Genomic DNA, 15,210 nt, shown 5'->3' on the forward strand with positions numbered 1-15,210 from the left:
TTCCTCGAAGCAGACCTGCCATGCCGACGCCGCTTTCTCAACTCGAAGACGCCTCCGAATTCCACGCCCGCCACATCGGGCCGGATGCCGTCGATGAATCCCTGATGTGCGCCGCCGTCGGCGTGGCCAGCCGCGCCGCGCTGATCGACGCCGTGGTGCCCAAGTCGATCCGTCGTTCGCAAGGCATGAAGCTGCCGGCGCCGATCACCGAAGCCGGCGCGCTGGCCGAGCTGAAGGCGATTGCGAGCAAGAACAAGGTCTACAAGAGCTTTATCGGCCAGGGCTACTACGGCACGCACACGCCGGGCGTCATCCTGCGCAACATCCTGGAGAACCCCGCCTGGTACACGGCCTACACGCCCTACCAAGCCGAGATTTCGCAGGGCCGCATGGAAGCCATCCTGAACTTCCAGACGATGGTGACCGACCTGACCGGCATGGACATCGCCAACGGCTCGATGCTGGACGAAGCCACGTCCGCAGCCGAAGCGGTGACGCTGGCCAAGCGCGGCGTGAAGAGCAAGAGCAACACGCTCATCGTCGCCGGCGACGTGCACCCGCAGACCATCGAGGTCATCCAGACGCGCTGCGCGCCGCTCGGCATCGACGTCAAGGTCGGCATGGCACCCACGCTGATGGCCGAGAACGATTACTTCGCCGTCGTCTGCCAGTACCCCAGCACCACCGGCCTCATCCATGACCTGAAGGCTTTCGCCGACCAGGCGCACGCCAAGCAGGCCGCGTTCATCGTCTGCACCGACCTGCTCGCGCTCACGCTGCTGGTCTCGCCCGGCGAGTTCGGTGCCGACATCGTCGCCGGCAACAGCCAGCGCTTCGGCATGCCGATGGGCGCTGGCGGCCCGCACGCCGCTTTCCTGGCCTGCAAGGACGAGTTCAAGCGCTCAATGCCCGGCCGCCTGGTTGGCGTGTCCAAGGACGCGCAAGGCCACCCCGCCATGCGTCTGGCGCTACAGACCCGCGAGCAGCACATCCGCCGCGAAAAGGCCACGTCCAACATCTGCACGGCCCAGGTGCTGCCGGCCGTCGTGGCCAGCATGTACGCGGTCTATCACGGCCCGCAAGGCCTGAAGCGCATCGCCGAGCGCGTGGCCAGCTACGCGGCCATCCTGCATGCCGGCCTGACCCGGATGGGCGTCAAGGTGCTGACGCCACAGGTGTTCGACACGCTGCTGGTGGAGTGCGACGCCGCGGCCGTCACGGCCAAGGCCGTCGCTGCTCAGGCCAATCTGCGCAGGCACAGCGACAAGCACGTCAGCATCGCGCTGGACGAGACGACCTCGCGCGCCGACATTGAAGCCATCTGGCGCTGGTTGGCGCCCGCTGGTGCCACCACGCCCAAGGTCGACGAGTTCGCCGCCGGCGTCGAAAGCCTGATCCCGACACACCTGCGCCGCAGCAGCGCTTACCTGACCCACCCGGTCTTCAATACCCACCACAGCGAAACCGAGATGCTGCGCTACATCCGCAGCCTGTCGGACAAGGACCTGGCGCTGGACCGCAGCATGATCCCGCTGGGCTCCTGCACGATGAAGCTCAACGCCACGGCCGAGATGATCCCCATCACCTGGCCCGAGTTCGCGGGCGTGCACCCCTTCGCTCCGCAGGACCAGCTGGCCGGCTACACCGAGCTGGACACGCTGCTGCAGAACTGGCTGACCGAGTGCACCGGCTACGCCGGCATCAGCCTGCAGCCCAACGCCGGCTCGCAGGGCGAATACGCCGGTCTGCTGGCCATCAAGGCTTGGCACGAGTCGCGTGGCGAGGCGCATCGCACCGTCTGCCTGATCCCCGAGAGCGCCCACGGCACCAACCCGGCTTCCGCGCAGATGTGCGGCATGCAGGTGGTCGTCACCAAGTGCGACAAGGAAGGCAACATTGACCTCGTCGACCTGAAGGCGAAGTGCGAGCAGCACGCCGACAAGCTCGCCGCGATCATGATCACCTACCCCTCCACGTACGGCGTGTTCGACACGCACGTGAAGGAGATCTGCGCGATGGTGAAGGCCCACGGCGGCCGCGTCTATGTGGACGGCGCCAACATGAATGCGCTGGTCGGCGTGGCGGCACCCGGGGAGTTCGGCGGCGACGTGAGCCACCTGAACCTGCACAAGACCTTCTGCATCCCGCACGGCGGCGGCGGCCCCGGCGTCGGCCCGGTCTGCGTGGTGGACGACCTCGTGCCCTTCCTGCCGGCACACCGCACGGCGGGCCTTGGCAAGGAGACCAACATCGGCGCGGTGAGCGCCGCGCCGCTGGGCAACGCGGCCGTGCTGCCGATTTCCTGGATGTACATCCGAATGATGGGCGCCGAGGGTCTCAAGAAGGCCACCGAGGTTGCCATCCTGTCGGCCAACTATGTCGCGGCACGACTGAGCGACCACTACGACATCCACTTCAGCGGCGGCATTGATGGCGTCAAGGGCGGCGGCGTCGCCCACGAGTGCATCCTGGACCTGCGGCCGCTGAAGGAAACGAGCGGCGTCAGTGCAGAAGACGTTGCCAAGCGCCTCATCGACTACGGTTTCCACGCACCGACCTTGAGCTTCCCGGTCGCTGGCACGCTGATGGTCGAGCCGACCGAAAGCGAGTCCCGCGCCGAGCTGGATCGCTTCATCGACGCGATGATCCAGATCCGCCATGAGATCGCGGACGTCGAGTCGGGCAAGGTCAGCCGCGAGGACAACCCGCTGGTGAATGCGCCGCACACGTCGATGGTCGTCAGCGCCACCGAGTGGACGCATGGCTACAGCCGCGAAGCCGCCGCCTTCCCGCTGCCCTCGCTGCGCCGCCAGAAATACTGGTCGCCAGTGGGCCGTGTGGACAACGTCTGGGGTGACCGCAACCTGTTCTGCAGCTGCGTGCCTTTGAGCGAATACGAAGAGGCCTGAAGCAACCCGCTCCATTCAGATCAGTCCGGCAGAACCGGTTTCTGATCTCCGCAGATTCGGGCGGCCACAAGCCGCCCGCCACTGAATCGAGGCACACATGGCCGTTTCCGTCTTCGACCTCTTCAAGATCGGCATCGGCCCGAGCAGTTCGCACACCGTCGGGCCGATGCGCGCGGCGCGGCTGTTCGGCCTGCGCCTGCAGCACGACGGCCTGCTGCCCAACGTCGCGCGGGTGCAGGTCATCCTCTACGGTTCGCTCGGCGCCACCGGCAAGGGCCACGGCAGCGACAAGGCGGTGCTGCTGGGTCTGGCCGGGCATGAACCCGACAGCGTCGACATCGAGGCCATCCCGGCCTTGATGGAGACGATCCGTGCCGGCGACCTGAACCTGGTTGGCCAGCAAGCCGTCAAGTTCGACGAAGCCAAGGACCTGATTTTCAAGCGTCGTGAGACGCTGCCCTTCCACGCCAACGGCATGCGCTGCATCGCCTTCGACTCCGAAGGCGCAGAGATCGCCAACCGCGTCTACTACTCCGTCGGCGGCGGCTTTGTCGTCAGCGACGAGGTGGCCGCGGACGGCAGCAAGCAGAAGGTGATCGCGCCCGACACCACCGTGCTGCCCTACCCCTTCAAGTCCGGCGACGAGCTGCTGGTGCTGACCCAGCGCCACGGCATCTCCATCGCCGAACTGATGCGCCGCAACGAGTGCCACTGGCGCAGCGAGGCCGAGATCGACGCCGGCCTGATGAAGATCTGGGGCGTCATGCAGGCCTGCGTCACGCGCGGCTGCAAGACCGAAGGCATCCTGCCGGGCGGCTTCAAGGTCAAGCGCCGCGCCGCGCAGCTGCACCGCGACCTGACCGCCAACCCCGAGGCCGCGCTGCGCGACCCGCTGATGGTGATGGACTGGGTCAACCTCTACGCGCTGGCCGTCAACGAGGAGAACGCCGCCGGTGGCCGCGTCGTCACGGCGCCCACCAATGGCGCTGCGGGCATCGTGCCGGCGGTGCTGCACTACTACACGCGCTTCGTCCACCACGCCACGGACCGTGGCGTCGTCGACTTCCTGCTGACCGCTGCGGCCATCGGCATCCTCTACAAGGAAAACGCATCCATCAGTGGTGCCGAGGTCGGCTGCCAGGGCGAGGTGGGGGTGGCCTGCTCAATGGCGGCGGGCGCGCTTTGTGCCGTCATGGGCGGCACGCCGGAGCAGGTCGAGAACGCCGCCGAGATCGGCATGGAGCACCACCTGGGCCTGACCTGCGACCCGGTCGGCGGCCTCGTGCAGATCCCCTGCATCGAGCGCAACGCGATCGCGTCGGTCAAGGCCATCAACGCGGCGCGCATGGCGCTGCGTGGCGACGGCACGCATTTCGTCAGCCTGGACAAGGTCATCAAGACCATGCGCGACACGGGCGCCGACATGATGACCAAGTACAAGGAAACGGCGCGCGGCGGCCTGGCGGTCAACATCGTCGAGTGCTGACGCGGCTCAAGCCATGTGTCTCGCCGCTTTCGCGCTGAACGCCCATCCGCGCTTTCCTCTCGTCATTGCGGCCAACAGAGACGAGTTCTTCGCCCGCGCGGCGGCGCCGATGGCCTGGTGGGCCGGCCAGCCGGACATCCTCGCCGGCCGCGACCTCAGCGCTGGCGGCACCTGGTTCGGCCTGACGCGTGCCGGCCGGCTGGCGCTGCTGACGAACGTGCGCGAACCGGGCCGGCAGAACCCGGATGCACCGTCACGCGGCGCCCTCGTCGTGGACTGGCTCGACAGCAAGGAAACCGTGCCCGCCTTCACACAGCAACTGCCCGACGGTTTCAACGGCTTCAATCTCGTCACCGCCGATCTGACGCGCAACGACTGGCATTGGCTCAGCAACCGCGCGCCTGCGCCCGTGGCGCTCGGCGCCGGCATCCACACGCTGTCCAATGCAGCACTCGACACGCCCTGGCCCAAGACCATCGGCCTGCGCGCCGGCATGGCCGAGGCGCTTGAAGGGGCGGCCGATGCCGCCGACCTGATCGAGCGACTTATCGCCGCGCTGGCCGACCCCACTCCCGCGCCCGATGCCGCCCTGCCCGACACCGGCGTCGGCCTGGCTCGCGAGCGCCTGCTGTCACCGCGCTTCATCCGCATGCCTGATGTCGGCTACGGCACGCGCTGCTCCACGGTGCTGATCCGCGAAGCCGGCGGCGCGACGCACATCGTCGAACGCAGCGTCACGGCGGAGGGGCGCTGGCTGTCGCCGGTCACCCACACGATGGCCGCGTGGCCCTGAGGCCGATCAGCGGCCCGCGCACATGATGGCGTCGACGATCTCCGGCCGGGTCACCGCCAGCGTGCGCCGGTCGATGACGCCCATGATGTCGGTGGACGTGGCGCTCCAGACCATGTTGCCGTTGTCCCACCAGAAGGCCGGGATGCCGGCCTTGCGGGCACCGCGCGCGAAGTAGGCCGCGTGCTTGACGCGCTCGGCGAGGTTGTTCTTGTCGGTCGATGCCCACTCGCCCATGACGACCGGCGTGCCGTTCTGGATGAACTTGGTGTTCAGCCGCGTGAACATCTCGTCCAGCTCGGCCTGGCCGCTGAAGACCGAGCCGCCTTTCTGGTTCAGCGCGAAGTCGTATGGTGAATAGGCATGCACCGAGAGCGCGATGTTCTTGTCTTTCGGCAGCACGATGGCGTTGGTCTGCTCGGCCGTGGCCGTGGCCGCATAGCCCGGCAGCATGACCAGGCGGCGCAGGTTGTTGCCCCCCGTGGCGCGGATGGCGTTCAGTGCCACCACGTTCAGGCGATTCAGCACGGCGTAGTACTCCGGCTTGCCCCACCAGTCGTCCACGCCGGCGACCGACACGCGCGGCTCGTTCATCGTCTCGAAGACGACGCGGTGGTCGTACTTCTCGAAGCGCTGCGCGATCTGCGGCCACAGCTTGCCGAGCACGTCGGCAGCGCGCGCCTCGTTGGCCAGCGTCGGCGCTTCCCAGCCGCCGTTGTGGTGGATGTTGACGATGACCGTCATGCCGCTGGCCAGCGCATAGCCGGCGACCTCCTCGACGCGGTCCAGCCAAGGCTTGTGGATGGCCCAGCCGCTGCCGGAGACATGGTCGTCCCAGCTCACCGGCAGGCGCAGCGAGCTGAAGCCAGCCTTCTTGACGGCGTCAACGATGGCCTGCGTCGTGCGTGGGTTGCCCCAGTTCGTTTCGTCGGCCAGCGTGTCGGCGGTCTGGCCCGTCGCGTCCAGCGTGTTGCCCAGGTTCCAGCCGCTGCCCATTGCGGCGGTGATGTCGAAGCCGGTGCGCATCTGGCAGGCCTTGCCGCCCTCGCTGCCCTGGCCATCACCATCGGGGTCGGCGCTCAGGGAGGCGCAGAAGGGCAGCGCACTGCTGCTCTGGTTGGGCATCACCGTCGTCGGGTTGGCGCAGGTCGTCGCGGCCGGCGTGCCGGGTGTAGCCGGAGTGACGGGGCTGGCGCCAGCCGCCTCTGCCGTGCCGCCGCCGCCGCCGCATGCCATCACCAGCACGACCGCCAAGGTCAGCGCCGCACGGCCCAGCGTGGGCACGGAAAAGGCGGAGAAAGCGAAGCGAATCATGGCGGTCCGTCGGGTAGGCAATTCTTGGCATTGGACAACGTTGTCGACCGTCACACATCGGCAATGCCCCTCTCACGAAGGCGGTGGCGGGCTGACACACAATGCGCCCGCAGTGACTGTTGTAGCCCTCCGCCGCCCGCCGCCCGACGCCCGCCAGCTGCAGCGCTGCCTGCTGCTGGCCGTGCTGCTGCACGTCTGGCTGGTGCTGATGTTTGGCAACGCCACCGGCACTGCCGCGCCCGGCCAGGGCGTGTGGGGCAGCCTGACCGTCAAGCTGCTCGGCAAGAGCGGCGGTGATGCCAGCGCCCCGCCGGCCCAATCGCCTGAAGCCGGCACGGCGGGTGCCGGAACCCCGCAGCGCCCGACCGGCCCCGCGCCCGGCGCCGCCGAGGTCGGCCGCTTCAACCCGCAGGAGGTGCCGCCCGAGGCCGCCCGCACCGACGAAGCATCCCCTGCGCCCCCCAACACCGCCACCCTCGACCTGCCCGAAGGCTTTCGCCCGGTGGAGCGCCAGGACCTGAGCCCGGCCCCGCGCAGCGCGCCACCGCAGATGCCGACGCCCGAGCTGCCCTCGGCCACACTCGGCCGGCTGGAGGCGCTGCCCGAGGCTGCAGTGACGCCGGTGCAGCCCGCTGCCAACCTGCGCACGCCCAGCCGCGCGGCGGAACGGTCGCCGGTGGCCAGCGACCTGCCCGCGCCCGTCAACCGGCTGGAGGCCGCACCCGCCACGCCGGCCGCCGCCACGCTGCCCCGACCCGCCGACCTGCGCATGCTGCCCGCCCCCACGGCCACCCTGGCACCTGGCGCCGAACTGCCGGCGCCGGTTCACCGGCTCGAAGCCCCTGCCGCCGTCGGTGCTGCCACCCCGCTGCCCCGGCCGGCCGAGCTGCGCGCCAACACCGCCGCAACGCCTTCGCTGACGCCGGCGACGCCGCTGCCGTCCCCGGTGCAGCGCCTCGAATCGGCGACGGCCGATGACGGCGCCGTTACACCGCTGGCCCGCTCCAGCGAGCTGCGTGCGAGCACTCCGGCCGCGCCAACGGCGGCACTGCAAGCGACGCAGGACCTGCCCACGCCGGTACGCCGCATGGAAGCGGCCGAAGGCGGCAGTTCCGTCGCGCCATTGCAGCCTGCCCCCAACGCCCGTGCGGCGGTAGCCGCGCCGGCCGGGGCGACGCTGTCCGAGCTGACGGGCGCCCTGCCCGGCCAGGTCAACGCACCGGCAGGCCCGGCGCGCGGTGACCCCACGGCCAACCCCTATGCCGCACCCAAGGCCTCGGCCGGCTCGCCGGATGCTGGCTCGCGCCTGGGACCGGACCTGCCCGCGCCGCCCTCGCCACCCACCGCCGCCGCCAGCACGCCGGCGCGCACGCCACTGAACCTGTCGCTGCCCCGCGGCGACATGTCCGCCAAGCGCAGCACCGGCGTCATCGACCTCATCCCGCCACCGCCCGATCGGAAGTCGAAGCTGGAGCAGGCGATGGAAGACGCCGCCAACAAGGACTGCCGCAAGGCCTACAGCGGCGCGGGCATCCTGGCCGTCGTGCCGCTGGCCGTCGACGCGGCACGCGGCAAGGGTTGCAACTGGTAAACAAGCCCTGACCCGGCAGCTGGTCATCCAGCGTCAGCAGGCACGGCGCGCGATGTCCTACCCGGTAGGCGCATGCGCTCTGGCAGCTCGTGGCGCGCCGCAGATCCACCATCCAGCTCTGAATGTGTGGAATCGCTCTCATGAGCAGCCAGGCACCGATGCCAACAGGGGGTGTGTCCATGGTCAAGGTGGCATTGCGCGCGGCAGCACTGGCTCTCGTGATCGCTGCCCAACAGTCGTTGGCTGGCCCGACGCTGCCGGCTGTGAATAGCTATGGTCAGCCGCCCTATGTTCCGGCTGGCAATGAACGAGGCGCCGGCCTGGCAGGAACCTTCGTGGATCTGCTGAACGAGGCACTGGCCAGGCGCCCGGAGCTTCGTCTGGAGATCCTCCCTCGGCGTCGCTTGGAGATGGCGCTCGGAAACCGGACGTTCTCAGGCGTGGCCTTGTTCCTCGCCCCCGAATTCCTGGCGGCGCCGGCCCAGCGCGGCGGCGCGTGGTCTGTCCCGGTGATGGTCGACGAAAACCTGCTGGTCAGCGTGCGACCGTTGAAAGTAGCTGCCCTGGATGACCTGCACGGTCTGAAGCTCGGAGGCGTCTCAGGGCACATCTACCGCCTGCTGGGTCCCGCGATCGAGGCCGGCAAGCTGGAGCGCGAGGACACGGCGGACCACGTCAGCAACTTGCACAAGCTGTGTCTGGGGCGCGTCGACTTCATCGTCATCAGCAAGTCCGAGCTCGCTGGAACGCAACCCCATGTACGTTGCGCGCAGCAGTTCAAGCCATTTGCGTTTCCTGAGCCTCAAGTCATCGTTCGTCGTGTTCTGGTCCGGATGCCCACTGGTGATGGCGAGCGAACGGTGCTTGAAGCAATAGCAGATGTCGCCTGCGGCGCCGGGTGGACGACCGCGCTGGAACAGTATGGTTTGTCGACTGTTGGCTGTCACAGCAGGAACTTCGCGAAGACGGGTGACGTGGGCACAGCGGCAAAGGATAGAGATCGCAAGGGACTCCGCTCGAAAGGTGCACGCAGCTGAAGCCACGTCACTGCGGACGACCCAGCCGTCTCAGTGACCTTGCTCGTGAAGTGCGCCGGCGCACGGAGCACCGCTCACAGCATCTCGCGCAACTGAAGCGCATTGCCCAAAGCCGCGCCCGAGGCCGTGTTGTCGAAGATGCACCAGCGCGCGACGCGTTTGGGCAGTGCCTGCAACACACTGGCCCGCTCCTGCAACCAGGCCTCGTCGTAGGGCGACCGGTACATCTGCGGCGAGCCGTGCCAGCGGAAATAGAAGACCGATGGATGTCCGCCCGGCATTTCGGCAGCAGGAAATTTCGCCGGGTCAGCCGCAGCGCGCGCCACCTTGCTGGTGCGCATCAACTGCTCGGCCTCGGGCTTGAACCAGCTCTCGTGCCGCGGCTCGCAGACGATGGCGCCGCTGAAAGCCGCATGCACGTCGTCGAAGAAGCGGCCGGCCACACGAGCATCGAAACTCAGGGAAGGCGGCAACTGCACCAGCAGCACCGCCCATTTCCTGCCCAGCGCGCCGGCCTCGCCGACAAAGCGCGCCAAGGCCTCGCCGGCGCCCTCCAGCCGCGCCTCGTGCGAGATCGTCTTTGGAAGCTTCACTGCAAACCGAAAGCCTGGCGGCGTGCTGGCCGCCCAGCGCTCGTAGGTCTGCGGCCGGTGCGGCCGGTAGAAGGAGGAATTGATCTCCGCCCCGTTCAGCACCGCCGCATAACGCTCCAGCTGCGAGCCTTCGGTCGGAAAGGCGCCGGCATGCGCCGCCGGCAGGGACCAGCCCGCCGTGCCGATGTAGTGAGTCATGGCGCGAGCCTAGGCGCGGCTCCGCCAACGCTGCGTCAGACAAGACGCAGCCATGACGGCATGCGCGCCGCAACGGCAGCGCCAGGTACGACCGGGGCCCTCCGGCGTTCAGCGCGCCGAGTCCGGGCGAGGCGCCTCAAGTTCCACCGCGTAGATGGCCGGCTTGCCTTCCACGTTGGCGCGATAGACCAGCCATTTGCCGTCTGGCGTGAAGTGCTGGTTGGGCTCCAGCGTGTAGTCCTGCTTGCTCAGGTCCGCCACGCGCACCGTCTCCAGGCGGCCCGGCGTGATGAGGCCGGGCACGACCTTCTCGCGCACCACGGGCCTGAGCAGGCTGATCCACTTGCCTGAATTGCCACCATCGCCCGAGAACAGCTGGCCGTCGGGCGACTGCGAGAAGTGATAGGAAGCCTGGTCCTTGCTCACTTCATAACGCCACTGTTCGCCGGTGGCGAGGTTGCGCCCGGTCAGCCAGGTCATGCCGCCGCGCGGCATCTGCAGGTCGTACCAGACCGTCCTGCCGTCGCTGCCCCAGAACTCGTGCCCGGCGATCTCGCCGGACATCGTGCGGGTGTGGATCTTGGTGAGCTGGCTGCCGTCGCTGCGGATGGTCCAGATGCGGTCGACCTCGTGCCAGGGGCCCTCGTGGCAGAACATCAGCAGCGTCGGGTCGCTGGGCGAGAACAGCAGGTGGTTCAGCCAGTCGGTCGCACGGTGGATGGGCTTGCGCTCGCCGCTGCGGATGGCCACGCTGTACATCTCCATCGGCACGCGGGCAGCCAGGCGGTCGGCCATCCACTTGCCCTTGGCTGCGGCAAAGGACAGCGGCTTGCCGTCGGCGCCCACGCCCGCATACGAGGGCGAGCCCGTTGCCGGGTCACGCTTGCCCTGGGCAGCGATCGCAGGTGGCGGCGGCTCGGTCTCGTAGGCGCCGGCCAGCAGCGTCTCGTCGGCATTGATGGTCTGGATGCGCCCGCCCGGCAGGTCTGCAATCCGGCGCGTCTTGCCGCTGTCCAGGTCCACCGACCAGACGGTGAAGGGGCCACCCTCCTCCACGCTCGCGTCGCGCGTCGTGTAGTAGGCCGAACGCGACTTCGGCCCGGCGAACAGCAGCCGGTCCACGGGACCCTTGAGCACCAGCCGCGTCTGCCAGCTGCGCGTGTCGGCCACGCGTATCCCCTCGGCCGTGAGGTAGATCATCAGGTCGCCCTGCGGCGTGAACGGGTTGTAGTTGAAGTAGAGCCCGTAGTTGCCGGGGCTGTCGTCCACGCGCACGATGCGCCGGCCGGTGACTGCATCGCGCCAGCTGGTGGGCTCGGGCTGGGCAACTGCCGACAGGGCGGGCAGCGCGGCGCCCAGCAATGCGGCGGCAAGCAGCTGCCGGCGGTGGAACGAGGGATTCATCATCGTGGCCGCCCGCAGGCGCTGTCTTGCGAAGCGGACGATGCTAGCGACGAGACGCGGCCGGCGCCGGGCCTTGCCGAGAACGCTCACGCAGTTGATCCGTCAGGGTTCTCACGCCGGTCGTGATGGATTGACGATCCGCTCAGGGCTGCGGTTACAGCTTCGTAAGGAACTGGTCTCCATAGTTCACGACCCACCTCCAGCGCCCCCGTCAAGCGGCACATCTGCCCGCCGAAGATGCTCTGAAAGGAGCCTCCGACGTGCCGCGCCGACTGCCCATCCTCATCGCACTGCTGTCCGCCGCGCTGTCGCAGAGCGCTCACACCGCCGACCTCACCTCGCTCGAAACCCGCTGGTTGCAGGGCGTCTGGCCGGTCGTCCTGCATGCCAAGCAGAGCCTGGCACTCCCGCTGGACCTCGTCGTGCAGCCGCAGGACGCTCCCGGCGCTGCGCCGCTGTCGCTCGGCTATGCGGACGGCCGCTGCAAGCTGGTGTTCTCGATGCGCGGCAACCCCGAGGGCCAGCGCCAGATCGACAGGCTCGACCCCGAACTGCGTGCCGCCGCGCTGGAGCTGATGGCCGCGCACGAACTGGGCCACTGCCGTCGCTATCTCGACGGTGCCTGGTACCGCCTGCCGGCCGGCTTTATGGCCGCCCAGGTGCCCGACATGCTGTCGCCCGACATGCGGCAGGCCTGGCTCGACATGCGCTCCACCCGCCGCGAGGAAGGCTACGGCGATCTCGTCGGACTGGCCTGGACACGCCAGCACCACCCCGAGCTGTACACGCGGCTGCACGCCTGGTTGATGGCCGAGCGCTCGGCCGAGCTGGTGCCGGGCAGCCACCACGACACGCTGGACTGGCTCGCTCTGGCACGCGACCCCGAGTCACTTCAAGGCAAGACGATCTTCGAGGCGGCGGACCGGCTGTGGCAGCGCGGGCTGAAGGACTGAAGAGACCAACCGGCGCGGCCATACTGTTGCATGCACAGACCCTCACCGCTGCAGCGCCCCACCCTCGAGCAGATCGCGGCGATGCCGGCCTACGCAGCGCTGCCGGCCAGCCGCATCCATGTGCTGAAGACCGCCGAGCAGCTGGCGTTCGCTGAAGCCGCGCTGCGGCAGGCCGGGCATGTCGGCTTCGACACCGAGAGCAAGCCGACCTTCGTCGCCGGCATGCCTCAGACCGGCCCCGAGGTCATCCAGTTCGCCACGCTGACCGATGCCTTCATCGTGCAGACCGCCACGCCGGGCGTGCACGATTTTCTGCAGGCCATGATCGAGTCTGACGAGGTCGTCAAGGTCGGCTTCGGCCTGGCCTCGGACCGGCCGCAGATCCAACGCAAGCTGGGCTTGAACCTGGGCCAGTCCATCGATGTTTCGCAGCTCGTGAAGCGGCTGGGCTTCAAGGACGCGGTCGGATTGAAGGTCGCCGTGGCCGTCGTGCTGGGCCGGCGGTTCGCCAAGTCCAAGAAGGCGACCACATCCAACTGGGCCAACCGGACGCTGACGCCGCAGCAGCTGCAATACGCCGCCAACGACGCTCACGCGTCGCTGCTGGTCTACAAGGCCTTGAGCGAGGGATGAGGCCAGCCGGCCTCCGCCGTCAGCGGCATGCCCGCACCGCTGCGCCAGGCGTTCCGCCACTCGCGAGCCGGCAGGTCCAGCAAACCGCGCACCACGCAGCCCGCGCTGGCGCCGCAGGTCGCGATCTGTATCAGCTGCTCGGGCGCCAGCACGCCGCCGATGCCGACGACCGGCACCGGTGACATCGCCGCCCACCAGGCGAGGTTGTCCAGCCCCTGCGGCCGCCAGGGCATGGCCTTGGTGAGCGTCGGCCAGACCGGGCCGCAGGCGATGTAGTCGGGCGCCCAGGCCATCGCGCGGGCCAGCTCCCACAGGCTGTGCGAGCTGAGGCCCAGGCGCAGGCCGCGCGCGCGGGCCTGGGCGAGGTCGGACCGGGCCGAGGCATCGAGCGCCAGCAGGTCTTCCTGGCCGAGGTGGACGAAGTCGACGCCCAGGGCGAGCGCCGCGCGCCAATGGTCGTTGACGATGAAGGTCGCGCGGTGGCGATGCGCGGCGTCGCGGGCCGGCTGCACTTCGGCGGCCAGGCGGGTGTGCCAGGCGGCGCCGCTTTCGCCTTCGGCGCGCTTCAGGCGCAGTTGCACGGTGGCCAGGCCGGCATCGAACAGATCGGCCGCATGGGCGCCGCTGGCGGTGATGCCGTAGACGCCCTCGACGGCCGGCGGGCCAAAGGGCCGAGCGGGCCGAGCGGGCCAGGCGGTGGGCGGGTGATCGAACAGCGCCGGCAGCAGGCTGGCATCGGTGATGAAGCCGGCCACGGGCCGGACGGGGCCCGCGCCGGCACCGGGCGACGATTCCTTCGACAGGCCCGACGTCGTCAGCATCTTGGCGAGCACGGCTGCGTCAGCGGGCACAAAACCCCTGGCAATCGCGGCGGCCAATGCGGTTGCAAAGCAGCAGCCCGTGCCGTGGTTATTGCGCGCGGCGCGCCACGGCAGCGCGAGCCAGCCGCTGGCCTGCGGGCTCATCAGCCAGTCCACCGCCAACGCGCCGACCTCGTCGCCGCCCGTGATGCAGACTGTCTCCACCCCCAATGCAGGCGCCTGCTGCTGCGGGCAGCCTTCGCCCACCAAGCGCTCGGCTTCGCGCCGGTTGGGCGTGACGACCGTGGCGCGCGGCAGCAGCTCCTCGCGGTAGGCGCGCAGCAAGTCATCATCTGCAAAGCTGGCGCCGGTGGAGGCGCGCAGCACGGGGTCGACGACCAGGGCCACGGGCCCACGCTCGCGCAGCCGGTCGACCCAGCGCGTGACGACGCGCACCTGCTCGACGCCGCCCAGCAGGCCGGTCTTGATGGCCACGGGGGGCAGGTCCTGCGCCAGCGCCGCGAGCTGCGCATCCAACTGCTCGGGCGGTACGGGGAAAACGGCCTCCACGGCCACGCTGTTCTGCGCCGTCAACGCGGCGGCGACGGGGCACAAATGAACGTCCATCGCGTCCGCCGCTCGCTGGTCGGCTGACAGCCCCGCGCCGCCACCGCTGTCCAGCCCGGCAATGCTCCAGATGATGGGTTTCGTCATGAAATCAGAAAGGGCCTGCCACCCACCGGCGTGCTGGGCACGGCCATGTCCTGCCGGGCCATCACGCCGGCCTCGAAGCCCAGGCGCCCGGCTTCGATGGCCTGGCCGAAGGCAGCGGCCATGCGGACGGGGTCGCCGGCCTGCGCAACGGCCGAATTCAGCAGCACGCCGTCGTAGCCCAGCTCCATGGCCTGGGCCGCGTGCGACGGCGCGCCGATGCCGGCATCCACGATCAGCGGCACGCCGGGCAGACGATCGCGCAACGTGCGCAGCGCGAAGGGGTTGAGCAGGCCTTGCCCCGAGCCTATGGGCGCGCCCCAGGGCATCAGCACCTCACAGCCCGCGTCCAGCAGGCGGCGGCAGGTGACGAGGTCGTCGGTGCAGTAGGGGAAGACCTGGAAGCCGTCCTTCACTAACGCTTCGGCTGCGGTGACCAGCTCCCACGGGTCGGGCTGCAGCGTGTGCTCGTCACCGACGACTTCGAGCTTGATCCACCGCGTGTCATACAGCTCACGCGCCATCTGCGCCAGCGTGACGGCCTCGCGCGCGGTGCAGCAGCCGGCGGTGTTGGGCAACAGGTGGCCGCCCGTCTCGCGCAGCGTCTCGCGGATGGTGGCGACAAAGCCGTTGTCGCCGGCTGCGGCCAGCGTGCGCTTGAGGCCCACGGTCAGCACGCGGGCACCGCTGGCGTGAACGGCTTGGCGAAGGATGTCGGGTGAGGGGTAGCCGGCCGTGCCGAGCAGGAAGCGGCTGGCCAGCGCGTGGCCGTAGAGGGTCAGGGACGACAT

At 69.2% G+C, this 15,210-nt stretch carries 12 protein-coding genes; 7 read left to right on the top strand and 5 right to left on the bottom strand.

Going from position 1 to position 15,210, the window contains the following annotated elements; genetic code table 11:
* Positions 1 to 20: 20 nt before the first annotated feature.
* The 3 genes from gcvP (at position 21) to AC0IZJ_RS03355 (ending at position 5,188) form a co-directional block, all read left to right on the top strand.
* The gene (gcvP, locus tag AC0IZJ_RS03345; protein ID WP_471846623.1) at positions 21 to 2,909 is read left to right on the top strand and encodes an aminomethyl-transferring glycine dehydrogenase; all 2,889 of its coding nucleotides are present in this window, start codon (positions 21 to 23) and stop codon (positions 2,907 to 2,909) included.
* A 97-nt stretch (positions 2,910 to 3,006) separates the two neighbouring features.
* Positions 3,007 to 4,395 carry an L-serine ammonia-lyase gene (locus AC0IZJ_RS03350; RefSeq protein WP_471846625.1) on the top strand — a complete coding sequence of 463 codons (1,389 nt, stop codon included), beginning with the start codon at positions 3,007 to 3,009 and terminating at the stop codon, positions 4,393 to 4,395.
* A 13-nt stretch (positions 4,396 to 4,408) separates the two neighbouring features.
* Positions 4,409 to 5,188 carry an NRDE family protein gene (locus tag AC0IZJ_RS03355; RefSeq protein ID WP_471846627.1) on the top strand — a complete coding sequence of 260 codons (780 nt, stop codon included), beginning with the start codon at positions 4,409 to 4,411 and terminating at the stop codon, positions 5,186 to 5,188.
* Between the two features lie 6 nt (positions 5,189 to 5,194).
* Here the strand turns inward: AC0IZJ_RS03355 and AC0IZJ_RS03360 are convergent, their stop codons facing one another.
* Positions 5,195 to 6,499, bottom strand: a complete 1,305-nt coding sequence (locus AC0IZJ_RS03360; RefSeq protein ID WP_471846629.1) for a glycoside hydrolase family 5 protein — start codon at positions 6,497 to 6,499, stop codon at positions 5,195 to 5,197.
* A gap of 112 nt (positions 6,500 to 6,611) precedes the next feature.
* Here AC0IZJ_RS03360 and AC0IZJ_RS03365 point away from each other — a divergent pair, with 112 nt between their 5' ends.
* Both AC0IZJ_RS03365 and AC0IZJ_RS03370 read left to right on the top strand, forming a co-directional pair.
* Positions 6,612 to 8,090: a hypothetical protein gene (locus tag AC0IZJ_RS03365; RefSeq protein ID WP_471846631.1), complete on the top strand. Its 1,479-nt coding sequence runs from the start codon at positions 6,612 to 6,614 to the stop codon at positions 8,088 to 8,090.
* Between the two features lie 140 nt (positions 8,091 to 8,230).
* Positions 8,231 to 9,127: a hypothetical protein gene (locus AC0IZJ_RS03370; RefSeq protein ID WP_471846633.1), complete on the top strand. Its 897-nt coding sequence runs from the start codon at positions 8,231 to 8,233 to the stop codon at positions 9,125 to 9,127.
* 74 nt (positions 9,128 to 9,201) lie between these two features.
* On the opposite strand, the gene AC0IZJ_RS03375 is transcribed toward AC0IZJ_RS03370, so the two are convergent.
* Both AC0IZJ_RS03375 and AC0IZJ_RS03380 read right to left on the bottom strand, forming a co-directional pair.
* Positions 9,202 to 9,918 (bottom strand): DUF72 domain-containing protein, encoded by a 717-nt coding sequence (locus tag AC0IZJ_RS03375; protein WP_471846635.1) that lies wholly within the window; start codon positions 9,916 to 9,918, stop codon positions 9,202 to 9,204.
* Between the two features lie 108 nt (positions 9,919 to 10,026).
* Positions 10,027 to 11,325, bottom strand: a complete 1,299-nt coding sequence (locus AC0IZJ_RS03380) for an oligogalacturonate lyase family protein (RefSeq protein WP_471846637.1) — start codon at positions 11,323 to 11,325, stop codon at positions 10,027 to 10,029.
* Between the two features lie 257 nt (positions 11,326 to 11,582).
* Here AC0IZJ_RS03380 and AC0IZJ_RS03385 point away from each other — a divergent pair, with 257 nt between their 5' ends.
* Both AC0IZJ_RS03385 and AC0IZJ_RS03390 read left to right on the top strand, forming a co-directional pair.
* A complete protein-coding gene (locus AC0IZJ_RS03385; RefSeq protein ID WP_471846639.1) occupies positions 11,583 to 12,275 on the top strand; it encodes a hypothetical protein in 693 nt (230 codons plus the stop codon).
* A 30-nt stretch (positions 12,276 to 12,305) separates the two neighbouring features.
* Positions 12,306 to 12,908: a 3'-5' exonuclease gene (locus AC0IZJ_RS03390; protein WP_471846641.1), complete on the top strand. Its 603-nt coding sequence runs from the start codon at positions 12,306 to 12,308 to the stop codon at positions 12,906 to 12,908.
* On the opposite strand, the gene AC0IZJ_RS03395 is transcribed toward AC0IZJ_RS03390, so the two are convergent.
* Together AC0IZJ_RS03395 and AC0IZJ_RS03400 are read right to left on the bottom strand one after the other, a co-directional pair.
* The gene (locus AC0IZJ_RS03395) at positions 12,884 to 14,422 is read right to left on the bottom strand and encodes a bifunctional hydroxymethylpyrimidine kinase/phosphomethylpyrimidine kinase (RefSeq protein ID WP_471846643.1); all 1,539 of its coding nucleotides are present in this window, start codon (positions 14,420 to 14,422) and stop codon (positions 12,884 to 12,886) included. The genes AC0IZJ_RS03390 and AC0IZJ_RS03395 overlap by 25 nt on opposite strands.
* The gene (locus AC0IZJ_RS03400; RefSeq protein WP_471846645.1) at positions 14,419 to 15,210 is read right to left on the bottom strand and encodes a thiazole synthase; all 792 of its coding nucleotides are present in this window, start codon (positions 15,208 to 15,210) and stop codon (positions 14,419 to 14,421) included. The genes AC0IZJ_RS03395 and AC0IZJ_RS03400 overlap by 4 nt, the downstream gene beginning before the upstream one ends.

It is taken from the genome of Roseateles sp. AC306 (genome assembly GCF_979253795.1).